Genomic DNA, 25910 nt, shown 5'->3' on the forward strand with positions numbered 1-25910 from the left:
AAACCATCAAGAACCCCGATCTCGATCGGTCCACTCTATGCCCCACGCAAGCCGCCCCTCGACCTACAAGAACGCGGCCCGAACAGCCGCATCGTGACATCAGACCTGCCTATCCAAAACCTACAAAAAGGCGACCCCATGTCAGGCAAATTCAAGAAACAGCTGTCATTGCTGGACCTCACCTTCATCGGCCTTGGCGCCATCTTCGGCTCCGGCTGGCTGTTCGCCGCCAGCCACGTCTCGGCCATCGCCGGCCCCGCCGGCATCCTCTCCTGGTTCCTTGGCGGCTTTGCCGTACTGTTGCTGGGTATCGTCTACTGCGAACTGGGCGCCGCCCTTCCCCGCGCCGGTGGCGTGGTGCGCTACCCGGTGTACTCCCACGGCCCACTGCTGGGTTACCTGATGGGTTTCATCACCCTGATCGCCTTCTCCAGCCTGATCGCCATCGAAGTGGTCGCCTCGCGCCAATACGCCGCGGCCTGGTTTCCCGGGCTGACCAAAGCCGGCTCCAGCGACCCGACGGTGCTCGGCTGGCTGGTGCAGTTCGCCCTGCTGTTGCTGTTCTTCGCGCTCAACTACCGTAGCGTGAAGACCTTCGCCAAGGCCAACAACCTGGTCAGCGTGTTCAAGTTCATCGTGCCGCTGCTGGTGATCGGCGTGCTGTTCACCTTCTTCAAACCGGAGAACTTCTCGGTCCAGGGCTTCGCGCCGTTCGGCCTGTCCGGCGTGGAAATGGCCGTGTCGGCCGGCGGCATCATCTTCGCCTACCTGGGGCTCACACCGATCATCTCGGTGGCCAGCGAAGTGAAGAACCCGCAGCGCACCATCCCCATCGCGCTGATCCTCTCGGTGCTGTTGTCCACCGCCATCTATGCCCTGCTGCAACTGGCCTTCCTCGGTAGCATCCCGACCGAAATGCTGGCAAACGGCTGGGCCGGGGTGACCAAGGAACTGGCCCTGCCCTACCGCGACATCGCCCTGGCCCTGGGTGTCGGCTGGCTGGCCTACCTGGTGGTGGCGGACGCGGTGATCTCGCCCAGCGGCTGCGGCAACATCTACATGAACGCCACCCCCCGCGTGGTCTATGGCTGGGCGCAGACCGGCACCTTCTTCAAGTACTTCACCCGCATCGACGAACAGTCCGGCATCCCACGCCCGGCACTGTGGCTGACCTTCGGCCTGGCAGTGTTCTGGACCTTGCCGTTCCCATCCTGGGAGGCCCTGATCAATGTGGTGTCGGCCGCCCTGGTGCTGAGCTACGCCGTGGCCCCGGTGTCGGTCGCTGCCCTGCGTCGCAGCGCCCCGGACATGGCTCGGCCGTTCCGGGTCAAGGGCATGAATGTGCTCGGCCCGCTGTCGTTCATCATCGCCGCGCTGATCGTCTACTGGTCGGGCTGGAACACCGTGTCCTGGCTGCTGGCCCTGCAGATCGTGATGTTCGTGCTGTACCTGGTGTGCCGCCGGTTCGTGCCCACCGAGCACTTGTCGCTGGGCCAGCAGGTGCGCTCCTCGGCGTGGCTGATCGGCTTCTACGCCGTGACCATTTTCCTGTCCTGGCTGGGCAGCTTCGGTGGCCTGGGCGTGATCGGCCACCCGTTCGACACGCTGGTCGTGGCTGCCAGTGCGCTGGGGATCTACTACTGGGGCGCGGCCACTGGCGTGCCGGCGCGGCTGGTACGGCTGGATGGCGATGACGAGAGCGAAGCCAATGTCCAGCCTCAAGCCGCCCATCGTCCCGCAGTCATTGCTTCATGAAACGTGTTGACCCTGTTTGCCACAGAGGCCTGTAGGAGCGGCTTTAGCCGCGAAAGGGCCCGAACAGGCAATACAAGACATTGCTCAATTCCAACTGGACACACTCATGAAACAACTTCACGTCATCGACTCCCACACCGGCGGCGAACCCACCCGCCTGGTGATGAAAGGGTTCCCGACGCTCACCGGCCGCAGCATGGCCGAGCAGCGCGACGAGCTGCGCGAACTGCATGACCACTGGCGCCGGGCCTGCCTGCTGGAACCACGCGGCAACGATGTACTGGTCGGCGCGCTTTATTGCCCCCCGGCTTCGGCGGATGCCACCTGCGGGGTGATCTTCTTCAACAACGCCGGCTACTTGAACATGTGTGGCCACGGCACCATTGGCCTGGTCGCTTCGCTCCGCCACCTGGGGCTGATCGAACCCGGCGTACACAAGATCGACACGCCGGTCGGCCAGGTCAGCGCCACGCTGCACGAAGACGGCGCGGTGACCGTCGGCAACGTGCCAGCCTACCGCTACCGCAAGCAGGTGGCGGTCGAGGTGCCCGGCCACGGCGTGGTGCATGGCGACATCGCCTGGGGCGGCAACTGGTTCTTCCTGGTCAACGAACATGGCCAGCGCCTCGAGCTGGGCAACGTCGAAGCCCTCACCGACTACACCTGGACAATGCTCAAGGCCCTCGAAGCCCAGGGCATCAGCGGTGAGCACGGCGCGCCGATCGACCACATCGAACTGTTCGCCGACGACCCCCACGCCAACAGCCGCAACTTCGTCATGTGCCCCGGCAAGGCCTACGACCGCTCGCCTTGCGGCACCGGCACCAGCGCCAAGCTGGCGTGCCTGGCCGCCGACGGCAAGCTCGCCGAAGGCCAGGTGTGGACCCAGGCCAGCATTACCGGCAGCCAGTTCCACGGCCGTTACGAACGCGAGGGCGATCACATCCGCCCGTTCATCACCGGCCGCGCCTACATGACCGCCGACAGCACCCTGCTGATCGACGAGCAGGATCCGTTCGCCTGGGGCATCTGACCCCATTCATTTCCCACTGAATACCGCCAGGAGTGACAACAATGACCGACAACATCTTCACCGGCACCATGCCCGCCCTGATGACCCCCTGCACCACCGAGCGCAAGCCGGACTTCGACGCCCTGGTACGCAAGGGCCGCGAACTGATCGACGCGGGCATGAGCGCAGTGGTGTACTGCGGCTCGATGGGCGACTGGCCGCTGCTGACCGAGGCCGAGCGCCAGGAAGGGGTAGCACGCCTGGTGGCAGCCGGTATCCCGACCATCGTCGGCACCGGCGCGGTGAACACCCGTGAAGCGGTGGCCCATGCCGCCCACGCCGCCAAGGTCGGCGCCGCCGGCCTGATGGTCATCCCCCGGGTGCTGTCGCGCGGCGCCTCGCTGATCGCCCAGAAGCATCATTTCTCGGCGATCCTCGCAGCCGCGCCGAAGCTGCCAGCGGTGATCTACAACAGCCCCTATTACGGTTTCGCCACCCGCGCCGACCTGTTCTTCGAACTGCGCCGCGCCTACCCCAACCTGATCGGGTTCAAGGAGTTCGGCGGCGGCGCCGACCTGCGCTACGCCGCCGAGCACATCACCTCCCAGGATGACGCCGTGACCCTGATGGTCGGCGTCGACACCCAGGTGGTGCATGGTTTCGTCAACTGCAACGCCACCGGCGCCATCACCGGCATCGGCAACGCCCTGCCCCGCGAAGTGCTGCAACTGGTCAGCCTGAGCAAGCGCGCCGCCAAGGGTGACGCCAAGGCCCGGCGCCTGGCCCGGGAGCTGGAGTCGGCGCTGACGGTGCTGTCGTCGTTCGATGAAGGCTGCGACCTGGTGCTGTACTACAAGCACCTGATGGTGCTCAACGGCGACCGCGAGTACAGCCTGCATTTCAACGAAACCGACGCCCTTACCGACGCCCAGCGCCATTACGCCGAGCAGCAGTACGCGCTGTTCCGCACCTGGTACGCCAGCTGGTCAGCCGAGCAGAACCTGGCCTGACCCATACCCATTGGTTTGGCGTGCCCTCTGTAGGAGCGGCTTCAGCCGCGATCACCCGCGATGCCTGCATCGCGGCTAAAGCCGCTCCTACAAGCGCCACAACGCATCCACAACACTGCGAAGGAAGCCCCATGCCCCTGACAGGCAACCTGCTGATCGGCCAGACCAGCGTCCCCGGTAGCCATGGCGCAGTCCGCGCCATCGACCCGGCCACCAACCAGGCACTCGAACCCGCCTATGCCGGCGCCACCGGCGAACACGTGGCCCAGGCCTGCACCCTGGCCTGGGCAGCGTTCGATGAATACCGCGAAACCTCGCCCGAACAACGCGCTCGCTTTCTCGAAACCATCGCCGAGCAGATCGAAACCCTGGGCGACCTGCTGATCGAGCGCGCCAACGCCGAAACCGGCCTGCCCAAGGCACGCCTGCTGGGCGAGCGCGCCCGCACCTGCAATCAGCTGCGCACCTTCGCCCGCGTGGTGCGTGCCGGCGAATGGCTCGACGTGCGCGTCGACCGCGCCCAGCCCGAGCGCCAACCGCTGCCACGCCCGGATCTGCGCCAACGCCAGGTATCCCTGGGCCCGGTGGCGGTGTTCGGCGCCAGCAACTTCCCACTGGCGTTCTCGGTCGCCGGCGGCGACACAGCCTCGGCACTGGCCGCCGGCTGCCCGGTAGTAGTCAAGGCCCATGGCGCCCATCCCGGCACCAGCGAACTGGTCGGCCAGGCAGTGGCCCGGGCGGTCAAGCTATGCGCACTGCCAGAAGGCGTGTTCTCGCTGCTATATGGCGCCGGCCGCGAGATCGGTGTCGCCCTGGTCAGTGACCCACGCATCAAGGCGGTCGGTTTCACTGGGTCGCGCAGTGGAGGCATCGCCCTGTGCCAGGCGGCCCAGGCACGCCACGAGCCGATCCCGGTGTATGCCGAAATGAGCTCGATCAACCCAGTGTTCCTCTTCAACGCTGCCTTGCAGGCCCGCGCCGAAACACTGGCCCAGGGCTTCGTCACCTCACTGACCCAGGGCGCCGGCCAGTTCTGTACCAACCCAGGGCTGGTGATCGCCTGCCAAGGGCCCGCGCTTGAACGGTTCATCGCCGCCACCGGCGATCACCTCCAACCCGTGGCGGCGCAAACCATGCTCACCCCCGGCATCGCCAGCGCCTATGCAAACGGCGTCGCGGCGCTGAATGAGAACGGCAATGCCCAGGCAGTTGCCAGCGGCCTGCCCCAGCAAAGCCCGAACCAATGCCAGGCTTACGTTTTTGTCACCCAAGCCCAAGCGTTTCTTGCTGACCCGGCCCTGCAGGCCGAAGTGTTCGGCGCCGCCTCGCTGGTGGTGGCCTGCGACAGCGACGAGGAGATTCGCCTGGTCGCCGAACACCTGGAAGGTCAGTTGACGGCCACGCTGCACCTGGACGACGCCGACCTGCCCGACGCGCGCCAGCTGCTGCCCACGCTCGAACGCAAGGCCGGGCGCATTCTGGTCAACGGCTGGCCGACCGGGGTCGAGGTGTGCGATGCGATGGTCCACGGCGGGCCGTTCCCGGCTACCTCCGATACCCGCGGCACCTCGGTGGGCACTGCGGCGATCCTGCGTTTCCTGCGCCCGGTGTGCTACCAGGACTTCCCCGACACGCTGCTGCCCGAGGCGTTGAAGCACGATAACCCGCTGCACCTGCACCGGCTGCTCGACGGTAAGCGGGAAGGCGCATGAGCAGCACCGATACCGACATCGCCGTGATCGGCGCCGGCATCGTCGGCGTCGCCTGCGCCCTGCAGTTGGCCCGCCAAGGCATGCGGGTACTGCTGATCGATCGCCAGGCACCCGGCCACGGCGCCTCCTATGGCAACGCCGGGCACCTGGCCACCGAGCAGGTCTTCCCGATCGCCGACCTGTCGATCTTCAAGCGCCTGCCGGCCATGCTGATGGACCCGATGGGGCCGTTGCGCCTGGACTGGAAGTACCTGCCCCAGGCCATCCCCTGGTTCACCCGCCTGCTGCTCAACCTGCGCCCGGCGCCGTTCCAGCGCAGCGTGGCCGGCCTGCGCGCCCTGAACGAAGCCAGCCTCGGCGCCTGGCAGCGCCTGCTTGGCAGCCTCGGGCGCGGCAACATGCTCCGGGAGGATGGCTCGCTGCTGGTTTTCGAACGCCCGGCATCACGCCCGGCACTCGAGGCCTTGCAGGCGCGCATGCGACAGCAGGCAGTGCCGGTCGACTTCTGGGCGGCCCAGGCGGTGCGGCATGCGGCGCCGCAGTTGAGCACGCAGGTCCAGGGTGGCCTGTTCTTCCCCCGAACCGGGCACTTCATCGACCCGTACCATGTGGTCAACACGTTGTTCGATGCAGCGCAGGCGGCGGGCGTACGCTTTACCAACGAGGACATTCACGGCGCTCGGCTGCACAGTGATGGCGTAACCCTGCGCAGCAACCAGGGCGAACGGCAGGCCCGGCAGGTGCTGATCGCCTGTGGTGCCCATTCGGCAAAACTGGTTGAGGCCCTGACCGGCACCCGTGTGCCCCTGGATACCGAGCGCGGCTACCACCTGATGCTGCCCAACGAGCAGCAGCGGCTGCCGTTCGCGGTCACCTCGCTGGAGCGCAAGTTCATCATGACGCCCATGGCCGATGGCTTGCGCCTGGCCGGCACGGTGGAGTTCGCGGGGCTGGACGCGCCGCCGAGCATGCAGCGGGCGTGGCAGTTGCACCGCTTGAGCCAAGGTTTGTTCCAACGTGACCTGGATGCCGAAGGGGCGACACCGTGGATGGGCTTCAGGCCTTCACTGCCCGACTCCCTACCCGTGATCGACCGGGTGGCGGAGGGCCGGGTACTGTTGGCGTTCGGGCATCAGCACCTGGGGTTGACCCAGGCGGCGGTGACGGCGGAATGGGTGGGGCGGTTAGCGCAGGGCCACCGGGATGCACATTTGGCCCCGTACAAGGTGGATCGGTTTTGAGACCGGGTTCGCCGGCAAGCCGGCCCCTACGGGGGCGGCCTAATTCCCGTAGGAGCGGTTGTGCCAAATCATTGCTGCCGGCGAACAGGTCACTCAGCGATAACGCTCAAGCCAGTGTGCGTAAGGCGCCGGCAAGGTCCAGGACGCCTTGTCCACCCCTAGCGCCTTGGCAGCGAAATACGGCCAATGCGGGTCGGCCAGATGCGCACGCCCCACCGACACCAGGTCGAGCTGATCGGCCTGCAGAGCCCCCTCGGCCAGCTCCGGCGTGCCAAATCCCCACGCCGAGGTCACCGGGATACCTGCCTCACGGCGCACGCGCTCGGCGATTGGCCCCATGAACGCCGGCCCCCACGGAATGTTTGTCTCAGGAATGGTGAAACCGACACTGACACTCAGCAAGTCCAGGCCACCCGCCTTGAAGCGACGCGCCAGCTCGATGGACTCCTCCAGGGTCTGCTCGTCACGCCCGTCGTACTCCAGCACCCCGAAGCGCGCCGTCAGCGGCAAGTGCTCCGGCCAGACTTCACGCACTGCGGCCAGGGTTTCCAGGAGGAAGCGGCTACGGTTGTCGAAACTGCCGCCGTAGGCGTCGGTGCGCTGGTTGGAATGCTCGGAGAAGAAACTCTGGCCCAGGTAGCCATGGGCGAAGTGCAGCTCGATCCACTCGAAGCCCGCGTCACGGGCGCGACGGGCGGCATCGACGAAGTCCTGGCGAACCCGGGCGATGTCGTCCAGGGTCATGGCTTGCGGCACCTTCGGCAGGTGCGCGCCAAAGGCGATGGCCGAAGGGGCGATGGTCTGCCAGCCACGGGCGTCATCGGCGCCGATATGGTCGTCGCCTTCCCACGGGCGGTTGGTGCTGGCCTTGCGCCCCGCGTGGGCAATCTGGATGCCCGGCACGGAACCGGCGGCCTTGATCGCCTGCACCACCGGCACGAAGGCCTGGGCGTGGGCGTCGCTCCAGATGCCGGCGCAACCGGGGGTGATGCGCCCTTCCGGTGACACCGCAGTGGCCTCGACCACCACCAGGCCGGCGCCACCCCGGGCCAGGCCCGCCAGGTGCACGTGGTGCCATTCGTTGATCAGGCCATCCTCGGCCATGTACTGGCACATCGGCGGGATGGCGATGCGGTTGCGCAGGGTAACGTCCTTGAGGGTGTAGGGCTGGAACAGGGCTGACATGGCAATTCTCCGGGAGAGACTCAATTACGGTAGTTCGATCATATTCGAACTATGGCAATTTATGAAACCCCCGTTATCATGTCGAGCATGCGAGCCTACTCCCACCCCAACCCCGAAGACCTCACCCTCGAGCGCCTGCTCTACGCCCTGAGCGACCCTGTGCGCATGGAAATCGTCCGCCACCTGGCCGGCGTACCTGAAGCCAGTTGCGGCGAACTCGACGGCGGGCGGCCGAAGTCCAGCATGTCCCATCATTTTCGCGTGCTACGTGAGGCGGGGCTGGTGTACACCCGCAACATCGGTACCACGCATATGAATTCGCTGCGTGGCGAAGAGCTGGAAACGCGTTTTCCCGGTTTGCTTGCCAGCATTCTCGGGCAGCGCTGAGCCTTGCCCTGGCCCGGCGATGCCGGGCATCGCCAGCAAGGCTGGCGCCTACAGGTTTGTGGTGACGCTCTGTTGCCACAGGATATTCGGGCATAAAAAAACCACGAGGCCGCCGGTGGCGACGCTCGTGGTGGGTGTTGCCGGGCAGGCCCGGCAAACCGTCTGGCCTTACAGCGCCATGTCGTTCGCAGGCTTGCTCTCGACCGGTGCGCTTGGCACAACGGTGGTGCCGACGCTCTGGTCGATCACTGGCGGTTTTTCCAGCTGCAGTACTTCGGCGGTGTAGTTCCACTCTTTCTGGGTGGCGGCGGCCGAATCGTTCAGCTTGGTACCGTAGCTTGGGACGATCTCCTTGATCTTGGCCTGCCATTCAGGGGTGGCGACCTTCTCCTTGAACACGGTTTCCAGCACGTTGAGCATGATCGGCGCGGCAGTCGAGGCACCTGGCGAGGCGCCCAGCAGGCCGGCGATGGTGCGGTCCTGGGAAGCGACGACTTCGGTGCCCAGCTTCAGCACGCCGCCCTTCTCTTCGTCACGCTTGATGATCTGCACGCGCTGACCGGCCTGCCACAGTTTCCAGTCTTCCTTCTTGGCGTTCGGGAAGTAGGTCTGCAGGGCGGCGAAACGGTCGTCGTCAGACTGCATCAGCTGGCCGGCGAGGTACTCGACCAACGGGTACTGGTCGATACCCACGCGCGCCATCGGCCACATGTTGTGGGTGGTGGTGCTGCTCAGCAGGTCCAGGTACGAGCCATTCTTCAGGAACTTGGTCGAGAAGGTGGCGAATGGCCCGAACAGGATCACGCGCTTGCCATCGAGCACGCGGGTGTCCAGGTGCGGTACCGACATGGGTGGCGCGCCGGTCGAGGCGATGCCATAGGCCTTGGCCATGTGCTGCATGGCCACGGTCGGGTTCTCGGTCACCAGGAACGAGCCGCCCACCGGGAAGCCTGCGTACTCTTTAGCTTCCGGGATGCCCGACTTCTGCAGCAGCTTCAGCGCGCCGCCGCCGGCACCGATGAACAGGAACTTGGCGTCGGTGGCCGATTCGGTACCGTCCTTCAGGTTCTTGTACTCGACGTGCCAGGAGCCGTCTTCGTTGCGGGTGATGTCCTGCACTTCGCTGGACAGCTTCAGGTCGAAGTTCTCTTTGGTCTTCAGGTGACCGACGAACTGACGGGTGATCTCACCGAAGTTGACGTCGGTGCCGATCGGGGTCCAGGTCACGGCCAGTTTCTGGCTCGGGTCGCGGCCTTCCATCATCAGCGGCACCCACTTGGCGATCTGCGCGTGGTCTTCCGAGTACTGCATCGAACGGAACAGCGGGCTGGCCTGCAGGGCGTCGTAGCGCTGCTTCAGGAACTTGATGTTGTCATCGCCCCAGACGAAGCTCATGTGCGGGGTGGTATTGATGAACGAGTGCGGGTTCTTCAACACGCCTTGGCGTACCTGCCAAGCCCAGAACTGCCGGGAGATCTGGAACGACTCGTTGATCTCGATGGCCTTGGTGATGTTGACCTTGCCGTCTTTATCCAGCGGGGTGTAGTTCAGCTCGGCCAGCGCGGAGTGGCCAGTACCGGCGTTGTTCCAGCCGTTGGAGCTTTCTTCGGCGACGCCGTCCATGCGCTCGACCATTTCCATCGACCAGCTTGGTTCCAGCTCGTTGAGCCAGACAGCCAGGGTGGAACTCATGATGCCGCCGCCGACCAGCAGCACGTCGACTTTCTTGGTGTCTGCGGCGTGCGCTTGCATGAAGCTCGCCGCGACTGCCAGACCCAGCAAGGTCTTGCCAGCTTTCTTGAACATTGATCGATTCCAGTCAGTAGAACGGAGGGTGGGCCTGTGGCTGGCCCTGGTTTCCATGTTCTTCAGCGCAGGCTTGTTGTGATCATTGTTCAGCAGCCAGAGAGACATTGGACGCGCCAACCTTTGGTCGGATTGACCGACAAGGCTGAAACGATTTACGGATTGTATCTGAAATGCCAGCACAAAAACATTGCGCGACCGGCCGTCAAGGCGGTGGGTTGTCTCAGGCCTTTTCCCCCTGGAACGTCAGATCAAGTTGAGCAGCGCCGCCTTGGTGATGGCCTGCGAACGGGTCGTCGAGTCGGTCTTCTTCATGATCTGCTTGACGTGGAAATAGATGGTAGCGCGCGTCACATGAACGGCATCGGCCACCTGCTCAGAAGTCAGCCCGTCAGCCAGCAGGCGCAGGATCTTGATCTCGCGAAAACTCAGACCGCCTGGGATCACCGGGCACACAGGCCTGCTCAAGTCGCGGATATGTCGTGTGGCCAGGCGCGACTCCGGAAACAACGCATCGTAGAGTTCATTCAGATCGGGCCGCGACGACGGTTCAGTCCAGATCAAGGTCAACAGCGTCATGCTGCCACTGTGCATGGCGTACAGAAAGGTGGCAGCCTCGAGCACGTGCTTGCCCATCAGGCCCAGGACACCGGTCTCGGCCGGCAATGTTCCCGACTGCCAATGGATAATTTCCTCGGCGCCGCTTGCGTTGAGTATCGGCTCCAGCGCCCACAACTTCTGCCGGTCATAAACCAATCGACAGGAAAAGTTTAAGTTGTCGACCAAGTACACTTTAGGGCTCGAAAGCGGCAGCGCCGTTTTATAAAAAATGGCGAAATAGCTGCAACCGCTCTTCGCCAAGAGGCGTTGCATCAACGCTTTCCGCACGGTCCTGCCCAAGGTCAACCGCGCATAGTCATACACGGGGCCGTGCAGGCTTTTCTGTTTTACCGACACCCCGAATCTTCCTTGAACGGCTGCTCGCCGAAGCGATTGTAGCCCAGCCATCCATGACTGCCGCATCATCCTGACAACCTGCCATGCCTTGCGTCCGAATAGCACGGCAAGCCATCGAATAACTATCAAGATTGATAGTCCTCGCGCCGTTTTTTCGAACATCCTGATGGCTGGCTGCAGCCTGTCGAGCAGCTTGGCGAAATAACAGAATATGCCTAGTTGGAAAGTAATAAGCCAATACACACATGGAGGTTTGCCATGATCGATATCGATACGATCACCAATACCTGGGGCCGCTGGAAAACGGCGCAATACGGCACCACTTGCTGGTTCACCGAAAGCACCCAGTACGCCAGGAACAAGGACACCCGCGGCTACATGCAATACCAGACCAATGTGTCCGCGCCCAAGGACCTGGTGTATTCCAGCTACGCCCAAAGTGACGGTGGCAGCGCGCTGCTGGGCAAGTACGACACGATCAACGATGGCGGCCAGGTCATCGAACACACCGTCAGCCTGCAACAAGGGCTGAGCGACACCTTCACCTGGAGCGTCACCGAGCAACTGAAGATTGGTGTCTCGGTCAAGGCGAACGCGGGCATTCCGCTGATCGGTGGGGCCGAAACCACCTCCACGGTGGAAATGGACCTGTCCTCGACCCAGGGCGCCAGCACCACCAAGAGCTCGAACTACGGGGCCAGCACCACGGTGCCCATTTCCCCCCACACCCATGGCTGGGGCGAAGTGGACCTGAGCTTCACCGAGCTCAGGACCCAGTGGGTGGGTAATGCCTCGATGGTGGGTTGCGTGGCGATCTGGTTCAACAACAAAGTGGCCCTGAACAATAACGGTGACTACCACTACCTCTGGTTCATTCCAATACAGCAGGTATTTTCCGAGATCATCCAGCACAACATCATCAGCACCTCGGGCTATGTGGTGCAGGGTGGTGGCGTGTTGGCGCAGGCCACCGGTACGTTCCACAGCAGCATGGGCCTGAGTCTCAAGACCATCAGCCATGAACAACCCTATCCGGGCGACAACAAGGCTGTGCGCACCAGCTTTGGCTACAGGCGCCTGGACAAACCACTGGAGTCTGTCGTGTTCCCGGCCGAGCATGATTTGAACGGCCGCTCGCGCTGAAACATCGGGGCGAACGGGTATTGCGTTCCGCCGAAAACAAAAACCCCCGGCCAAGTCCTTGGTCGGGGGTCTTGGATCAAGCCGCGACGGGCCTGATCAGGGGTATCCCAGGATTACTGCTGCTGAGGCAGTTTATCGATCGGGCCGCAGCCGCCGATGATCTTGGAGATGGAAACCGATGGGTGGAACAGGTAGTCGTACGAGCAGTTCTTCGGCTGGTTGTAGACTTGGCCAGTGCAACCGGACAGCAGGGCAACACCCGAAACGACAGCGACAGCAACAGTAGCTTTGATCAGCTTTTTCATAAAAATCCTTTAAGTCCATGATCCACCATCATGCTGATGGCGCGCGGATCATACGGGAAAAGGATCGGGGTGTGAACGCTGTTAGTACACATGCACTAGTTGTCGGCCATGAACTAATCCACTCTCGGAACCGAAACCAAGCCTGCTAAATCGTTACACGCAGCTTGGTTCGGCATGAATCGGCGCTACTTGCACTCCTGTAGGAGCGGATTTATCCGCGAAGCAGACACCGCAAATTTTTGATGGCTATCGAGGCATATGAAGACCAACTAAGCCAACCACGCCTCCATGGTCCTACAACCCCCTCATCAGACTTTCCTGATTCCATGTAGTCCATTTCCGAAGCACACTTTTGCCCCTTTCAAGCCATTGCAGCCGCTCGATGCGCGGCCTAGTCTCGGCCCGTCGTTGCCAATTCAACGACCGGCTTTGACAGGCCGTAGCTCAGTACGCAATGGCTGCTTCATGGTAGCTGTGCGTGGGGCACATTCGTGTGCGCCGGGATCCTGAGCCTCGGTCTGTCAACCTACGTACAGCTGCCTCCATCGGTTTGACAGCTTGTGGTGGACGCCCCTAATAGCTCAGGTAGTTACCATGATAAAAATTGTCCCCGACCCACCGCTACAAACCTCCGACTCTCCGCATTCTGTCGAAGATCTCCTCGTGCAGATCGCCGAGTACCTGATCTGCGCCCTGACCGCTGCCCAGCACGCCGCCATGATCCACACCAAACCGCCCGGCCAGGTCATGGCATTGACCGCCGTCCACGAGATCGACAGCGCACGCACTTTGGTCGAGATAGCCTTGAGCCGTGTACAGGCAAGGCATTGATCGCGCCATTCAGCGAACAAGGAGAACCAGCATGAGCAAAGAACAGTCCATTACCACGATCGGCATCGGAAGCTTTGGCGAAAGCGGTGACCTCACCCATGAACAACCGCTGTTCCGAGTCGTGCCAGGCCACACCCTGGACTACGCACTGGAACAATCCACAACATTGATGACCTGCGCCTACACCCTGAGCGATATCGCGCTGACTCAGGATTTGAAGAACGCCCCTACATTGTTAGCCGCCGCACACTATCTCACCGGCATGGCCAAAGCACTGTCGCAAGATGTCTCCCACGCAGTAATGAACAACCACACGGCTTAGCCCCACTGCAATGCAAAATGCCCCGTGGCGCCAACTACGGGGCTCTCTACCACGATGCAGGAAGGGGATCTTGAACCCGTGATTGCCCATCCATGTTTTGAAGCCCTTTCGAACTTCATTGCATGCCCCCTTTCGAGACGAAAGAGGCAACGCTCTTCGAGGCGCGGCATGTAAGCAAGCGGTGGCATTTGGCCGTATCTACACCCCGCCTAATAGCCAGTAGTCCATTTCCGAATCAGGCGTTCAAGCCCGCCAAGGTATTGCCGCAGGCTGGGTACCACTCTAGGCTCTACCCGTCGGTGATGCTCGAATAGCATCGAAGACCCTAGACGAAAAAATTCGTAGTGCTTCAGGAGCTGGATTCGTAGTGGAGGGCGCAGATGGCTAAAAAAGACACACCAGGCGGTGGGCCGCGAAAACCTTGGGCCAACCCTCTTCAGCGGCTTCATGCAGCAGGCATGGGCCTGAGTGGAAGTGACAAGCCAGCAGAGCGGGTTGATGCTGCAGCCATAAATGGCCTGACCCGCGAAGAACTCAATGCCAAGTTCGAGACCATCGAGATCAAGCTAGATGCTCGGGTAGAAGCCATCGCTTCGAAAATCGACGGTTTTCTCGGCGCCCAGACAGAGCGCGACAAGCGTCTGGATGACTCGATCGCAAGTGTGCGTCGAGACATTGTTCGACTAGGGAACCTGAAGTTGAATATCTGGGGCGCCATGCTGACCGCTGTCACACTTGGTGTAACGGTCGCAGCACTGAGCGTGACGCTCTATCAAACAGGCAGAGGCGACATCGCCATCCTGCCCCAATCGACACCCGCGATCCAGGCACCCGCCTTGAACCACGCTACACCCGACGTTTAGAAATACGTCGCAGCGAGTTTTCCCTGGGCCTACCCGCCTCCAGAAACGACAAAGCCCCCGAAAACTCAACGTTTTCGGGGGCTTCGGCTACTTCGCGTATGGCGGAGAGATAGGGATTTGAACCCTAGGTACTGTTGCCAGTACAACGGATTTCGAATCCGTCCCGTTCGACCACTCCGGCATCTCTCCAATGGCGCGCATCATACCAGCGTTTTCGTTTCTGGCAAACCTTTTTTGAAAAAAATTCGCGTGGTATCAGGCGCTTGCGTGAACGCACCGCTTACAGCGGCACACCCAGGCGTTTGGCAACTTCTTCGTAGGCTTCGATGACGTCGCCCAGGCCCTGGCGGAAGCGGTCCTTGTCCATCTTCTTGCGGGTCTCTTTGTCCCACAGGCGGCAGCCGTCCGGGCTGAACTCGTCGCCCAGGACGATCTGGCCGTGGAACACACCGAACTCCAGCTTGAAATCGACCAGCAAGAGGCCTGCGTCATCGAACAGCTTGCTCAGCACTTCGTTGACTTTCAGCGACAGCTTCTTCATCTCGACCAACTGCTCGGCGGTGCCCCAACCGAAGGCGACGACGTGGGATTCGTTGATGAAGGGGTCGCCCTTCTCGTCGTTCTTCAGGAACAGCTCGAAGGTGGACGGCTCCAGCTTGATGCCCTCCTCCACGCCCAGGCGCTTGACCAGGCTGCCGGCCGCATAGTTACGCACTACGCATTCAACCGGGATCATGTCGAGCTTCTTCACCAGGCACTCGTTGTCGCCCAGCAGCTTGTCGAACTGGGTCGGCACGCCGGCCTCTTCGAGCTTCTGCATGATGAAGGCGTTGAACTTGTTGTTCACCATGCCCTTGCGGTCCAGCTGCTCGATGCGCTTGCCGTCGAACGCCGAGGTGTCGTTACGGAACAGCAGGATCAAGCGGTCGGCGTCGTCGGTCTTGTAAACCGATTTGGCCTTGCCGCGGTAGAGTTCGTCGCGTTTTTCCATGATGGGCTCCGCTTGCTTGAGTAGGTGGGCTAGGCGATCTGGCGCCAGTCGAGCCCATGGTCCTGGTTGGCCACCTGGAGCCAGTCCGGGTCGCACCCGAGGGTGTCGACAAAGCACTGGCGGGCCAGATGTGGCAGGTTGTTCTTGCTGCTGAGATGGGCCAGCACCAGATGCTGCAAGTGCTGCCAGCCCAGCTCGGCCACCAGGCTGGCGGCCTGGTGGTTGTTCAAATGTCCCTGGCTGCCGCCGACCCGCAACTTGAGAAAGTTCGGGTAATGACCGCGGGCCAGCAGGTCACGGCAATGGTTGGCCTCGATCAGCAGTGCGTCCAGCCCTTGATAGCGCGACAACAGGTGGTAGTCGTAGCTGCCCAGGTCGGTGAGCATGCCGAAACGCCGGCGGCCATCGCTGATCACGTACTGCAACGGCTCGTAGGCATCGTGCTCGACCCGTGTGGCGCTGACCTGCAGATCACCGACCGGTAGCACATCGCCACAACCGAGAAAACCGGCCACGTCCACCGGCTTGCGCAGGCCGCGCAATGTGCCTTGGCTCATATAGACCGGTACATTGTAGCGGCGCGACAGCAACCCTACCCCATGCACGTGGTCGGCATGTTCGTGGGTCACCAGCACCGCGCTCAGTTGCGCGGCCGACACCCCGAGCAGCGCCAGGCGCCGCTCGGTTTCACGTAGCGAGAAGCCGCAATCGACCAGGATGAACGTGTCACCACTGGCGATCAGCGTGCCGTTTCCCTGGCTACCGCTTCCAAGAACCGCGAAGCGCACTTAGCCCAGGTGGTCCTGGATCGCGCTCAGCACGCGGCGGGCCACATCGGCTGGGGCCACGGTGTTGATGTTCTTCTCGACAGTTACCTGGACGTTCTCACCCACCTTGCTCAGGCGTACCTGATAACGCTCGGCACGGGCTTCACGCTCTTCCTTGCTCGGCTCGCTGCCGAACAGGCGGCTGAAGAAGCCTGGCTCCTTCTGCTTGTCGTCGGGCTTCTCGGACAGGTTGATGTAATACAGGCCCAGGCTGCGGTTGATGTCTTCGACACGCCACTCGCCCTGCTCCAGTGCACGGCCCACGCCGGACCAGGCACGGTCGAGGTCGGAGCCCAGGTACAGCACCGGGTTGCCGCTGCCGTCCTCGCTCAGGCTGACCTGGCTCGGGGCGTCGAAGTCGCGCGCGGCGAGCAGCGACACCGAACCGCCCTTCTCGGCGCTGCGGTTCATGCTGGCGAGCATCTCGTCGACCAGCAGCGCATCGGCGCCGGTATTGCTGGAGGTGGACGGGAAGCTCGGTTCAGCGGTGCTGCCAGCCGGGCGCTCGACGCTGACCACGTACACTTCGGAGGTGTTGCGCTGCACGCCCGGCTCCATGCGCACACGCACGCGGACTTCGCTGTCCGAGCTGCTGGAGGCGCTGGCCAGGCGCTGGCCGAGGGAGGCGGACAGCTCGTCGAAACGCTGCCAGGTGGTGCTGAACTCACCGGTCTGCGGGCGCTCTTCGGCAATGCGGAAGCCGTTGTCCTCGAAGAACTGGCGGGTCACCGGCCAGACTTCGGCCGGCGAGCGCTGGGCCAGCACCCAGCGGCTGCTGCCGCTGCGCTGCAGGCTGAAATCGCTGACCTCGGCGGTGGCCGACAGCGGTTGCGGGCGCGGCACTTCGAACTCGCCGGTGGCGCGATCGTCGGCAACGTTGCGCGGGATCGGCAGCAGCGGGTCCATGCGCTTGACGTTGCTGGCGTCCGGCGGCAGCTGCATCGGCGCGGTGGGGTGCGCCTGCAGGTAGTCGCTGCCGCGGTCGCGGAAATAGCCATCCTCGCCCCACAGCCAGCCACACCCACTGGTGCTGGAAATGATCAGGGCGAGCGTGGAAAGACCAGCCAGTCGCTTCATGCGGTGTACTTCCTCGATTAAACCAGTACGCCGGACTGGCGCAAGGCAGTACGGACTTTTTCGTGACAGCCTTCGCTCAGCCAGGTCAGCGGCAGGCGGATACCCTTGTGCATCAGGCCCATCTCGACGAGCGCCCATTTCACCGGAATCGGGTTGGCCTCGCAGAACAGGTCCTTGTGCAGCGGCATGAGTTTTTCGTTGATTGCGCGGGCCTTCTCGGCGTTGCCCTCAAGGGCGGCCTCGCACAGGTCGGCCATTTCGCGCGGGGCGACGTTGGCCGTGACGGAGATATTGCCCTTGCCGCCCATCAGAATGAGCTCGACGGCAGTCGGATCGTCGCCGGACAGGACGATGAAATCCTTGTCGACGCCATCCAGGATGGCCTTGGCACGTTGCAGGTCGCCAGTGGCTTCCTTGATACCGATGATGTTCTTGACCTTCGACAGACGGATCACGGTCTCGGCCTGCATGTCGCAGGAGGTGCGGCCGGGCACGTTATAGAGGATCTGCGGAATGTCGACGGCTTCAGCGATGTGCTTGAAATGCTGGTACAGGCCTTCTTGCGTTGGCTTGTTGTAGTACGGCACGACCAGCAGGCAGGCGTCGGCGCCGGCATTCTTGGCATTCTGCGTGAGGTGGACGGCTTCGGCAGTGGAGTTGGCGCCGGTGCCGGCGATCACCGGGATTGGCTTCTTGCTATGCTTGACCCGCTCGACCACGTGCTTGATGACCAGGATGTGCTCTTCGACATCCAGCGTGGCGGATTCGCCGGTGGTGCCGACAGCTACGATCGCGTGGGTGCCGTTTTCCAGGTGGAAGTCTACAAGTTTGTCGAGGCTGTCCCAGTCCAGACGCCCTTGTGCATCCATGGGTGTGACCAACGCCACCATACTGCCCGCAATCATGTAATTGCTCCTGCCGGAAAAAGAGAGCGGTAATGGTACTGGCGCCATCGGCCTTGCACAAGCGAAGCAGGCGGGCGGAGCATTCCCCTTCGCGCCGCTTTTCGCTACCCTTGACCCTTTGATCGTTGCAGCGCGGCCCGCCGGGCCGTCGACAGTGCGCCTCGCCTGCGTCCACCGCCCTTGAAACCGGCCGGGGCCCGCTGATACTGGAGGCTTGCCCCCGTCCTGCATCGACCGCTCATCGCTTTAGGAATGCTGCATGTCCACCCCCACCGTTCGCGAACAATTCCTCGTCATCAGCGCCCTGGGCCCCAACCCCATGGAGCTGGCCAACGTCCTGAGCCGCGCCGCCTTCGACAACCGCTGCGCGGTGGTCACTTCGCGCCTGACCCGTCACGGCGAAACCAGCGCACTGGTGCTGCAGGTCGGCGGCAGCTGGGACGCCCTGGCGCGCCTGGAGGCCACCCTGCCTGGCCTGGGCAAGAAGCACGGTCTCACACTGGACGTGGTGCGCAGCGCCGACCAGGAGGTACGCCCGCAGGCCCTGCCATACGTCGCCTACGTCAGCGCCGCCTACCGCCCGGACATCATCAACGAGCTGTGCCAGTTCTTCCTCGACCACCGCGTCGAGCTGGAGGCGATGACCTGCGACACCTACCTCGCCCCGCAGACCGGCAGCAGCATGCTCAACGCCCAGTTCACCGTGATCCTGCCGGCCGGCACCCAGATCAGCTGGCTGCGCGACCAGTTCCTCGACTTCGCCGACGCCCTCAACCTGGATGCGCTGATCGAACCGTGGCGCCCACAGAACCCTGTGTAAGGAAGCTCCCATGGCCGTAGCACTCGACCAACCCGTCACCGATTTCCAGGCCCAGGCCACCAGCGGCCAGGCTGTCAGCCTCGCTGCACTCAAGGGTCAGCAGGTGGTGCTGTACTTCTACCCCAAGGACAGCACCCCAGGCTGTACCACCGAGGGCCAGGGCTTCCGCGACCAGTACGCGGCGTTCCAGGCGGCCAACACCGTGGTGTTCGGCGTGTCGCGCGATGGCATCAAGTCGCACGAGAACTTCAAGGCCAAGCAGGCCTTCCCCTTCGAGCTGATCAGCGACAAGGACGAGGCGCTGTGCCAACTGTTCGACGTGATCAAGCTGAAGAAGCTGTATGGCAAGGAATACATGGGCGTCGACCGCAGCACCTTCCTGATCGACAAGGACGGTGTGCTGCGCCAGGAATGGCGTGGGGTGAAGGTGCCTGGGCATGTGGATGCCGTACTGGCGGCGGCCGAGGCCCTGAACAAGGCCTAAGGCAGTCCATTCGCCGGCAAACCGGCTCCTACAGGTCGCGATCAAGGTAGGAGCCGGCTTGCCGGCGAACGCATCACAACATCGGCGCGACCGACGACTCCTGCCGCGGCCAGGCATCCAGCACTGCCTTGAACAGCGTCGCCAGCGGGATCGCGAAGAAGATCCCCCAGAAGCCCCACAACCCACCGAACAACAGCACCGCGCAGATGATCGCCACCGGGTGCAGGCTCACCGCTTCGGAGAACAACAACGGTACCAGCACGTTGCCGTCGAGCGCCTGGATAATCGCGTACACCGCCATCAGGTAGATGAACTGGTCGCCCCAACCCCACTGGAACAGCGCGATCAGTGTCACCGGCACGGTCACCACCACCGCCCCCACGTAGGGCACCACCACCGACAACCCCACCAGCAGCGCCAACAGGGCCGCATAGTTGAGCCCCAGGCTGATGAAGGCGATGTAGGTGGCAATACCGCAGATCAGGATTTCGATGCCCTTGCCACGGATGTAGTTGGCGATCTGCCGATTCATTTCCACCCCTACCCGATTGAGCAGCGTGCGCTGGCGCGGCAGGTAGCCACTGACCCAGCGGCCGATCAGCTCGCGGTCCTTGAGGAAGAAGAACACCAGGATCGGCACCAGCACCAGGTAGATCATGGCATTGACCAGCAGCGGCAGGCTCGACAACGAGAAGGTCAGCGCCCACTGGCCGAACTTGCCGATTTCGCCACGCACCGACTCGATGGCGCGCAGCACCTGCTCGTCGGACACCAGGTGCGGATAGCGCTCCGGCAATAACAGAAGCAGCGACTGCCATTTACCGAGCATGCCCGGCAATTCATTGAACAGGGTGATCAACTGATGCCAGAGCAGCGGCACCAGTACCAGCATGAACACCGCCAGGGCGCCCATGAACAGGGTGAATACCAGCCAAACCGCCAACCGGCTCGGCACCTTCAGCCGCTCCAGGGCGTTGACCAGCCCTTGCATCAGGAACGCCAGCACCATGCCCGCCAGCACCGGCGCGAGCATGCCGCCCAACGTGAGCACCACGGTGAAGGCCAGGAACAGCAGGACCGCCAGTACCACTGCCTCCTCGTCGGAGAAGTAGCGCTGCATCCAGTCGCGAAGCACTTTGAACATTGACGATCCTTGGAAAAGAGACTCAGGCCTTGCGCAGCCAGTAGGTGTATACCCCGGCTTCGGCCGTTTCGCGCAGCAGCGTATGACCGGCAAGCTGGGCGAAAGTGCGGAAGTCGCGCTGCGAACCGGCGTCGGTGGCGGTCACCTTGAGCACCGCGCCACTGGCCAGGCGGTTGAGTTCCAGCTTGGCCTTGAGCAGCGGCAAGGGGCAGTTCAGCCCGCTGGCGTCGAGTTCGGCGTCGCAGGTCGGGGTGTCGCTCATCGGGTGCGCCTCCAGGGCGGTGCGGAAAAGTCCCGTAGGATAGCGCCACTGGTCGGCATCGCGCGACCCGGCTACAGTAAGCCTTTTGATCGAGGCGAGCTTCTGCATGAATCTACTGCGCCCCACCCTGTTGACGCTGGCCTGCCTGATGGCCCTGCCCGGTCACGCCGACGACCTGCCGTCACTGGGCGATGCCAGCTCCGCGATCGTTTCGCCGCAGCAGGAACACCAGCTCGGCCGCGCCTGGCTGAGCCTGCTGCGGGGCCAGGTCAACCAACTGAACGACCCGCAGCTCAAGGATTACGTCGAGACTACCGTGTACAAGCTGGCCGAGACCAGCCAGGTACAGGACCGTCGCCTCGAATTCATCCTCATCGACAGCAAGGAACTCAACGCCTTCGCCGCCCCCGGCGGCATCATCGGGGTCAACGGCGGCCTGTTCCTCAACGCCCAGACCGAAGGCGAATACGCTTCGGTACTGGCCCACGAACTGGCGCACTTGTCGCAACGCCACTTCGCCCGGGGCGTCGAAGCCCAGCAACGCATGCAACTCCCGATGATGGCGGCGCTGCTGGCCGGCATCGTGCTCGCTGCGGGCGGCGGTGGCGATGCGGGTATCGGCGTCATCGCCGGCACCCAGGCCGCAGCGATCCAGGAGCAACGGCGCTTCTCCCGGCAGAACGAGCAGGAGGCCGACCGCATCGGCATCCTCAACCTGGAAAAGGCTGGCTACGACCCGCGCAACATGCCCAACATGTTCGAACGCCTGGCACGCCAGTACCGCTACGATGCCAAGCCGCCGGAGTTCCTGCTGACCCACCCAGTCACCGAATCGCGTATCGCCGACACCCGCAACCGCGCCGAACAGGCCCGCAAGGACGGCACCGAGGACACCTTGCGTTACCAGCTGATCCGCGCCCGCGTGGCACTCACCTACGAAGGCACTCCGGGCCTTGCCGCCAAGCGTTTCCGCGCCCAGCTCGACGAAAACCCGCAAATGGACGCCGCGCGCTACGGCTTGGCCCTGGCGCAGATCAAGGGCGGCCAGCTCAACGAAGCGCGGGAGAATCTCAAGCCGCTGCTGGCAAAGGCGCCCAACGACATCACCTACAACCTGGCGCAGATCGACCTCGACATAACCAACAACCGCCTGGCCGACGCCCAGCAACGCGCCCAGCGCCTGCAGGGGCTGTACCCGGGCAACTATCCGTTGAAACAGGTGCGCGCCGACCTGCTGATCAAGCAGGGCAAGCCGGCCGAGGCGGAAAAGGTGCTGGATGACCTGGTCAAGAGCCGGCCGGATGACCCGGATGTGTGGTACGACGTGGCCGAAGTACGCGGCCTGTCGGGCAACACCATCGGCCTGCACCGCGCGCGGGCCGAGTACTTCACCTTGGTCGGCGACTTCGACCAGGCGATCCAGCAGCTTGACTACGCCAAGCGCCGCGCCGGCAGCAACTTCCCGCTGGCCTCACAGATCGACCAGCGCCAGCGCGAGATCATGGAGCAGCAGCGGATGGTCAAGGAGATGATGGGGCGCTAAGCCCCACAGCCGATTTTCCTGTGGGGACGGCTTTAGCTGCGATCACCCGCGAAGCGGGTAACAGACACCGCGGTGCCTGCATCGCGGCTGAAGCCGCTCCTACAGAGATGGCGTCAGGCGTTACCGGATAACTTCAAGCGCGCCGCCTGGGTGAAATCCAGCATGCGGTTCAACGGCTTGATCGCCTTGGGAATCAGCGCCGGCTCGACGAAGATCTCGTTGCTGCCCTTGCGCAGGCAATCCAGCACCCGCTCCAGCGTATTCATGGCCATCCACGGGCAGTGCGCGCAGCTACGGCACGCCGCGCCGTTGCCGGCGGTGGGCGCCTCGACGAACTCCTTATCCGGGCACAGCTGCTGCATCTTGTAGAAGATGCCGCGATCGGTGGCGACGATGAAGGTCTTGTTTGGGAGCGTTTGCGCCGCCTTGATCAACTGGCTGGTGGAGCCCACCGCGTCGGCCAGGTCGATCACCGCTTCCGGCGACTCCGGGTGAACCAGGATCGCCGCGTCCGGATACAGCGCTTTCATGTCGGCCAGTTGGCGTGACTTGAATTCTTCGTGGACGATGCAGGCGCCGTCCCACAACAGCATGTCGGCACCGGTCTGCTTCTGGATGTAGCGCCCCAGGTGCTGGTCCGGGCCCCAGATGATGGTTTCGCCGTTGTCCATCAGGCTTTCGACGATCTCCAGCGCGCAACTGGAGGTCACCACCCAGTCGGCCCGTGCCTTCACCGCGGCGGAGGTGTTGGCGTAGACCACCACGGTGCGCTCGGGGTGCTGGTCGCAGAAGGCGGAGAAGGCTTCCACCGGGCAGCCCAGGTCGAGGGAGCAGGTCGCCTCGAGGGTGGGCATCAGCACGCGTTTTTCCGGGGTGAGGATTTTCGCGGTCTCGCCCATGAAACGCACGCCGGCCACCACCACGGTCTCGGCCGGATGATTCTTGCCGAAGCGGGCCATTTCCAGCGAGTCGGACACGCAGCCACCCGTTTCCTCGGCCAGCGCCTGGATCACCGGATCACAGTAATAGTGGGCGACCAGCACGGCGTTTTGCCGTTTCAGCTCCGCGGCGATGGCCGCACGGTAGTCGGCTTCCTGCTCGGGCGTCAGCGGATTGGGCTGTTTGGCATCAAGATGGGCCTGAACCAACAGGCGTTCGGAAATCTGGGTCATGATCGCTGGACCTGCGGGGCGCGTGGGCGCGTCAGTCGAGTGTATCACCCGGCCCTGGCAGATCGGCTAACGGCGCCGGACGGCCAGCGTCACAGCCCCTCTGCGGGCGCGGATTATTATCGGACGCGAAGGCTACAGGCAATCAGGGCGATGCAAAAGGGGTTTTTGCACACGCAGGCAGGGCGATCGACGTTGCATCGATCGCGTGGCAAGCCCGCTCCCACGACAGGCGAGCGGGCTGCGCCAGCGGGGTCAGCCTTGCGGCGACAGCGCCGCCAGGTGGGCGCTGATCAGCATGGCGAACTCTTCGACGGTCATTTTCTTGCCGTTGAAATCGACCATGCCATCGGCGTACTGCAGGCTGGCCACCACGTCACTGCCTTGCACCGTGGCCATGCCGCTCTGCACAGCCATCATGCCGACCATTTCACCGGCCTGGCCGGACTGCTGGGCAATGGCCTGGGCGTCGGTCTCGCCTTCGAGCAGTGCCTGCAAGGTAGCCAGGTCACTGATCATCGGTTTGGACACGCTCAGCTTGCCATGCAGTTTCGAAATCAGCTGCTTGCCCAACTGGTCCGGCGGCAGGTCGAACGAGCTTGGGTTGGCGAAGTCCATCGACAGGCTGAAGCGGCTTTCGCCATTGGCGGTCTTGAATGCCAGGCTCTCCAGCGCCAGCTGTGGCTTACCGGCGAGCATCGTCTGCAAGTCGCCCTGGACCTTGGCCTGTTCTTCAGGGGTCATGTCGAAGGACGGCATGGCCTCACCCTCGGCGGCGGCCTGCTGGACCTCCGGCAGCTTGGTCTGGTACCACTCCATCAGCGCCTGCATGGCCGGGATGTCGATGGATTTCATGGTGAAGACCATCTCGCCGCTACCCACCTTGCGCCCGGCGTAGCTGATATCGGCAACCTTGTACTCCAGGCGACCGGACAGCTTATCCTTCGCTTCGCCCTCGGCGTTGTACAGGTTGTTCTGCTGCAGCCCCTTGAGCACCAGCACTTCCTGCTTCGGCCCACTGGTGATCTGGGCGTCGCCCAGGGCCATGTCGAGGTTGCCGACGTAGATCATGTCGTGGTCGGTCTCGGTGAGCTTGCCACCGATCTTGAAACCATTGAGCAGGATCTTCACCGGTACCTGCTGCCCATCGGCGAAGTTCAGTTCCAAGCGCTCGGCGTTGCCGTGGACGGTAACGGCCTTGCCGTCACGGTCGCTGCCCATCAGCAACTGCAGGCCGGAGAAGTCCAGGACCTTGTCGCCGTCCTGCTCGAGCTTGACCGGGGCCAGGCGGATGTCGCTGTCGATGCCGCCGCCATAGCCAAGGCTGACTTGCGCAGTGACCGGCGCCTTGTCGCCAGCGGCGGTGAACCAGCCAGCGGTGAAGTCATCCTTCTCCAGCGCGCTGTTGCTGGTGGCCATCACCGGCATCAGCTTGAATGCCTTGACCCGCGACCAGGGGAACGGACCGTGCTCGATCTGGTCGACCACGCCAACGTTGAAGTTCAGCGCCTCGGCTTCGCCGAGCTGCACGTTCTGGGCCTTGAGGCGGTAGTGCGCGGTGCTGGTGAAGAAGTGCTGTTCCAGCGAGGCCAGCTCGATGGTCATGCTGCCGCCGTTGCCGGCCAGGGCCTTCTTCAATTCTTCGTTACCACGCGCGACGGAGCGCTCCAGCTCCGCCGGCAGCTGCTTGCCGGTGTACCAGGCGCCTGCGGTGGTTGCGGCGGCGATGGCGACGGCCAGGCCGCAGAGGATGCCTACTGATTTCTTCATGAATAGAACCGATTGCTGTCCATAGGAGGGCGAATACGCAGCCCAGGGAGGTGGCCACGCAAGGGTGCAAGAATATCACCGACGGCCCGGGAACGCGGCGCTTTCACCGGGTTTTGTGTCTGGAAAACCAATGTCTCGAGGATAGGAAGAAGGCTGCGCCCCCTGTGGGAGCGGGTTTACCCGCGAATGCGATGGCGGGCGCACCGGTGTATTCGCAGGTAAACCCGCGCTCACAGGGGAGGGTCCAAGCAAACCTTTGTAAATTTTTACGAACACCAAAATCGACTTACGCTCGCTGAAACGACAAAAATAAATCAAAACGCGACCAAATAACCCGATACCAATTAAGGTCATCTATCCCTTTGTCATGTTTAACTTGACACCCGTTC

At 63.1% G+C, this 25910-nt stretch carries 25 protein-coding genes and 1 tRNA gene; 13 read left to right on the top strand and 13 right to left on the bottom strand.

Annotated features, from left to right (window positions below; translation table 11 throughout):
* The first annotated feature begins 138 nt into the window (after positions 1-138).
* From IM733_RS12385 to IM733_RS12405, 5 genes are all read left to right on the top strand, one after another.
* On the top strand, positions 139-1755 hold the full coding sequence (locus IM733_RS12385) for an APC family permease (protein WP_248921076.1): 1617 nt from the start codon (positions 139-141) through the stop codon (positions 1753-1755).
* A 106-nt stretch (positions 1756-1861) separates the two neighbouring features.
* A complete protein-coding gene (locus IM733_RS12390; protein ID WP_248921077.1) occupies positions 1862-2788 on the top strand; it encodes a 4-hydroxyproline epimerase in 927 nt (308 codons plus the stop codon).
* A 41-nt stretch (positions 2789-2829) separates the two neighbouring features.
* Complete coding sequence (locus tag IM733_RS12395) at positions 2830-3777, top strand: dihydrodipicolinate synthase family protein (RefSeq protein ID WP_248921078.1); 948 nt, start codon at positions 2830-2832, stop codon at positions 3775-3777.
* 131 nt (positions 3778-3908) lie between these two features.
* Positions 3909-5489: an aldehyde dehydrogenase (NADP(+)) gene (locus IM733_RS12400; protein WP_248921079.1), complete on the top strand. Its 1581-nt coding sequence runs from the start codon at positions 3909-3911 to the stop codon at positions 5487-5489.
* Positions 5486-6730, top strand: a complete 1245-nt coding sequence (locus IM733_RS12405; protein ID WP_248921080.1) for an FAD-dependent oxidoreductase — start codon at positions 5486-5488, stop codon at positions 6728-6730. Before IM733_RS12400 ends, IM733_RS12405 begins: the two co-directional genes overlap by 4 nt.
* Positions 6731-6823: 93 nt before the next feature.
* Here the strand turns inward: IM733_RS12405 and IM733_RS12410 are convergent, their stop codons facing one another.
* Complete coding sequence (locus IM733_RS12410; protein ID WP_248921081.1) at positions 6824-7915, bottom strand: NADH:flavin oxidoreductase/NADH oxidase; 1092 nt, start codon at positions 7913-7915, stop codon at positions 6824-6826.
* A 51-nt stretch (positions 7916-7966) separates the two neighbouring features.
* Here IM733_RS12410 and IM733_RS12415 point away from each other — a divergent pair, with 51 nt between their 5' ends.
* Entirely contained in the window at positions 7967-8302 is a 336-nt protein-coding gene (locus IM733_RS12415; protein WP_248921082.1) for an ArsR/SmtB family transcription factor, read from the top strand.
* Positions 8303-8470: 168 nt separating this feature from the next.
* Here the strand turns inward: IM733_RS12415 and mqo are convergent, their stop codons facing one another.
* Together mqo and IM733_RS12425 are read right to left on the bottom strand one after the other, a co-directional pair.
* On the bottom strand, positions 8471-10108 hold the full coding sequence (mqo, locus tag IM733_RS12420) for a malate dehydrogenase (quinone) (RefSeq protein ID WP_248921083.1): 1638 nt from the start codon (positions 10106-10108) through the stop codon (positions 8471-8473).
* Between the two features lie 246 nt (positions 10109-10354).
* On the bottom strand, positions 10355-11065 hold the full coding sequence (locus tag IM733_RS12425; protein ID WP_248921084.1) for a helix-turn-helix transcriptional regulator: 711 nt from the start codon (positions 11063-11065) through the stop codon (positions 10355-10357).
* Positions 11066-11323: 258 nt separating this feature from the next.
* Between IM733_RS12425 and IM733_RS12430 the strand changes: the two genes are divergently transcribed.
* Entirely contained in the window at positions 11324-12208 is an 885-nt protein-coding gene (locus IM733_RS12430) for an ETX/MTX2 family pore-forming toxin (protein WP_248921085.1), read from the top strand.
* Between the two features lie 113 nt (positions 12209-12321).
* On the opposite strand, the gene IM733_RS12435 is transcribed toward IM733_RS12430, so the two are convergent.
* On the bottom strand, positions 12322-12513 hold the full coding sequence (locus tag IM733_RS12435; RefSeq protein WP_023630554.1) for a DUF4223 family protein: 192 nt from the start codon (positions 12511-12513) through the stop codon (positions 12322-12324).
* A gap of 594 nt (positions 12514-13107) precedes the next feature.
* Here IM733_RS12435 and IM733_RS12440 point away from each other — a divergent pair.
* The 3 genes from IM733_RS12440 to IM733_RS12450 all read left to right on the top strand — a co-directional run bounded on the left by IM733_RS12440 (position 13108) and on the right by IM733_RS12450 (position 14529).
* Positions 13108-13344, top strand: a complete 237-nt coding sequence (locus IM733_RS12440; protein ID WP_248921086.1) for a hypothetical protein — start codon at positions 13108-13110, stop codon at positions 13342-13344.
* Positions 13345-13375: 31 nt separating this feature from the next.
* The gene (locus IM733_RS12445; protein ID WP_248921087.1) at positions 13376-13666 is read left to right on the top strand and encodes a DUF3077 domain-containing protein; all 291 of its coding nucleotides are present in this window, start codon (positions 13376-13378) and stop codon (positions 13664-13666) included.
* Between the two features lie 380 nt (positions 13667-14046).
* The gene (locus IM733_RS12450) at positions 14047-14529 is read left to right on the top strand and encodes a hypothetical protein (RefSeq protein WP_248921088.1); all 483 of its coding nucleotides are present in this window, start codon (positions 14047-14049) and stop codon (positions 14527-14529) included.
* A 99-nt stretch (positions 14530-14628) separates the two neighbouring features.
* Here the strand turns inward: IM733_RS12450 and IM733_RS12455 are convergent.
* From IM733_RS12455 to dapA, 5 genes are all read right to left on the bottom strand, one after another.
* Positions 14629-14718 (bottom strand) — tRNA-Ser (locus IM733_RS12455).
* Between the two features lie 91 nt (positions 14719-14809).
* The gene (purC, locus tag IM733_RS12460; RefSeq protein ID WP_011535129.1) at positions 14810-15520 is read right to left on the bottom strand and encodes a phosphoribosylaminoimidazolesuccinocarboxamide synthase; all 711 of its coding nucleotides are present in this window, start codon (positions 15518-15520) and stop codon (positions 14810-14812) included.
* Between the two features lie 29 nt (positions 15521-15549).
* A complete protein-coding gene (locus tag IM733_RS12465) occupies positions 15550-16308 on the bottom strand; it encodes an MBL fold metallo-hydrolase (protein WP_248921089.1) in 759 nt (252 codons plus the stop codon).
* Positions 16309-17424, bottom strand: a complete 1116-nt coding sequence (bamC, locus tag IM733_RS12470) for an outer membrane protein assembly factor BamC (protein WP_248921090.1) — start codon at positions 17422-17424, stop codon at positions 16309-16311.
* Positions 17425-17441: 17 nt separating this feature from the next.
* Positions 17442-18329, bottom strand: coding sequence for a 4-hydroxy-tetrahydrodipicolinate synthase (gene dapA / locus IM733_RS12475; protein WP_248921091.1), 888 nt, complete (start codon positions 18327-18329; stop codon positions 17442-17444).
* A gap of 259 nt (positions 18330-18588) precedes the next feature.
* Between dapA and IM733_RS12480 the strand changes: the two genes are divergently transcribed.
* Complete coding sequence (locus IM733_RS12480; protein ID WP_011535133.1) at positions 18589-19149, top strand: glycine cleavage system protein R; 561 nt, start codon at positions 18589-18591, stop codon at positions 19147-19149.
* Positions 19150-19159: 10 nt separating this feature from the next.
* The gene (locus IM733_RS12485) at positions 19160-19633 is read left to right on the top strand and encodes a peroxiredoxin (RefSeq protein WP_248921092.1); all 474 of its coding nucleotides are present in this window, start codon (positions 19160-19162) and stop codon (positions 19631-19633) included.
* A 73-nt stretch (positions 19634-19706) separates the two neighbouring features.
* Here the strand turns inward: IM733_RS12485 and IM733_RS12490 are convergent, their stop codons facing one another.
* Both IM733_RS12490 and IM733_RS12495 read right to left on the bottom strand, forming a co-directional pair.
* On the bottom strand, positions 19707-20777 hold the full coding sequence (locus tag IM733_RS12490; RefSeq protein ID WP_213657910.1) for an AI-2E family transporter: 1071 nt from the start codon (positions 20775-20777) through the stop codon (positions 19707-19709).
* Between the two features lie 22 nt (positions 20778-20799).
* Positions 20800-21039: a sulfurtransferase TusA family protein gene (locus IM733_RS12495; RefSeq protein WP_248921093.1), complete on the bottom strand. Its 240-nt coding sequence runs from the start codon at positions 21037-21039 to the stop codon at positions 20800-20802.
* A gap of 106 nt (positions 21040-21145) precedes the next feature.
* On the opposite strand from IM733_RS12495, the gene IM733_RS12500 reads away from it, so the two are divergent.
* Positions 21146-22582 carry a M48 family metalloprotease gene (locus tag IM733_RS12500; protein ID WP_248921094.1) on the top strand — a complete coding sequence of 479 codons (1437 nt, stop codon included), beginning with the start codon at positions 21146-21148 and terminating at the stop codon, positions 22580-22582.
* A 113-nt stretch (positions 22583-22695) separates the two neighbouring features.
* Here IM733_RS12500 and nadA read toward each other — a convergent pair whose 3' ends face one another.
* Together nadA and IM733_RS12510 are read right to left on the bottom strand one after the other, a co-directional pair.
* Positions 22696-23754: a quinolinate synthase NadA gene (gene nadA, locus IM733_RS12505; protein WP_248921095.1), complete on the bottom strand. Its 1059-nt coding sequence runs from the start codon at positions 23752-23754 to the stop codon at positions 22696-22698.
* 252 nt (positions 23755-24006) lie between these two features.
* Complete coding sequence (locus IM733_RS12510) at positions 24007-25521, bottom strand: YdgA family protein (protein ID WP_248921096.1); 1515 nt, start codon at positions 25519-25521, stop codon at positions 24007-24009.
* Positions 25522-25910 lie beyond the last annotated feature (389 nt).

This window comes from Pseudomonas entomophila (assembly GCF_023277925.1).
Taxonomy (GTDB): domain Bacteria; phylum Pseudomonadota; class Gammaproteobacteria; order Pseudomonadales; family Pseudomonadaceae; genus Aquipseudomonas; species Aquipseudomonas entomophila_D.

Excerpts from the sequence above, each read along its gene's own strand:
- purC (WP_011535129.1), bottom strand. The coding sequence starts at position 15,520 with ATGGAAAAACGCGACGAACTCTACCGCGGCAAGGCCAAATCGGTTTAC.
- IM733_RS12435 (WP_023630554.1), bottom strand. The coding sequence starts at position 12,513 with ATGAAAAAGCTGATCAAAGCTACTGTTGCTGTCGCTGTCGTTTCGGGT.
- IM733_RS12405 (WP_248921080.1), top strand. The coding sequence starts at position 5,486 with ATGAGCAGCACCGATACCGACATCGCCGTGATCGGCGCCGGCATCGTC.
- IM733_RS12385 (WP_248921076.1), top strand. The coding sequence starts at position 139 with ATGTCAGGCAAATTCAAGAAACAGCTGTCATTGCTGGACCTCACCTTC.
- nadA (WP_248921095.1), bottom strand. The coding sequence starts at position 23,754 with ATGACCCAGATTTCCGAACGCCTGTTGGTTCAGGCCCATCTTGATGCC.
- IM733_RS12485 (WP_248921092.1), top strand. The coding sequence starts at position 19,160 with ATGGCCGTAGCACTCGACCAACCCGTCACCGATTTCCAGGCCCAGGCC.
- IM733_RS12490 (WP_213657910.1), bottom strand. The coding sequence starts at position 20,777 with ATGTTCAAAGTGCTTCGCGACTGGATGCAGCGCTACTTCTCCGACGAG.
- IM733_RS12510 (WP_248921096.1), bottom strand. The coding sequence starts at position 25,521 with ATGAAGAAATCAGTAGGCATCCTCTGCGGCCTGGCCGTCGCCATCGCC.
- IM733_RS12430 (WP_248921085.1), top strand. The coding sequence starts at position 11,324 with ATGATCGATATCGATACGATCACCAATACCTGGGGCCGCTGGAAAACG.
- IM733_RS12450 (WP_248921088.1), top strand. The coding sequence starts at position 14,047 with ATGGCTAAAAAAGACACACCAGGCGGTGGGCCGCGAAAACCTTGGGCC.
- IM733_RS12395 (WP_248921078.1), top strand. The coding sequence starts at position 2,830 with ATGACCGACAACATCTTCACCGGCACCATGCCCGCCCTGATGACCCCC.
- IM733_RS12410 (WP_248921081.1), bottom strand. The coding sequence starts at position 7,915 with ATGTCAGCCCTGTTCCAGCCCTACACCCTCAAGGACGTTACCCTGCGC.
- IM733_RS12400 (WP_248921079.1), top strand. The coding sequence starts at position 3,909 with ATGCCCCTGACAGGCAACCTGCTGATCGGCCAGACCAGCGTCCCCGGT.
- IM733_RS12500 (WP_248921094.1), top strand. The coding sequence starts at position 21,146 with ATGAATCTACTGCGCCCCACCCTGTTGACGCTGGCCTGCCTGATGGCC.
- IM733_RS12415 (WP_248921082.1), top strand. The coding sequence starts at position 7,967 with ATGGCAATTTATGAAACCCCCGTTATCATGTCGAGCATGCGAGCCTAC.
- mqo (WP_248921083.1), bottom strand. The coding sequence starts at position 10,108 with ATGTTCAAGAAAGCTGGCAAGACCTTGCTGGGTCTGGCAGTCGCGGCG.
- bamC (WP_248921090.1), bottom strand. The coding sequence starts at position 17,424 with ATGAAGCGACTGGCTGGTCTTTCCACGCTCGCCCTGATCATTTCCAGC.
- IM733_RS12495 (WP_248921093.1), bottom strand. The coding sequence starts at position 21,039 with ATGAGCGACACCCCGACCTGCGACGCCGAACTCGACGCCAGCGGGCTG.
- IM733_RS12440 (WP_248921086.1), top strand. The coding sequence starts at position 13,108 with ATGATAAAAATTGTCCCCGACCCACCGCTACAAACCTCCGACTCTCCG.
- dapA (WP_248921091.1), bottom strand. The coding sequence starts at position 18,329 with ATGATTGCGGGCAGTATGGTGGCGTTGGTCACACCCATGGATGCACAA.
- IM733_RS12445 (WP_248921087.1), top strand. The coding sequence starts at position 13,376 with ATGAGCAAAGAACAGTCCATTACCACGATCGGCATCGGAAGCTTTGGC.
- IM733_RS12390 (WP_248921077.1), top strand. The coding sequence starts at position 1,862 with ATGAAACAACTTCACGTCATCGACTCCCACACCGGCGGCGAACCCACC.
- IM733_RS12480 (WP_011535133.1), top strand. The coding sequence starts at position 18,589 with ATGTCCACCCCCACCGTTCGCGAACAATTCCTCGTCATCAGCGCCCTG.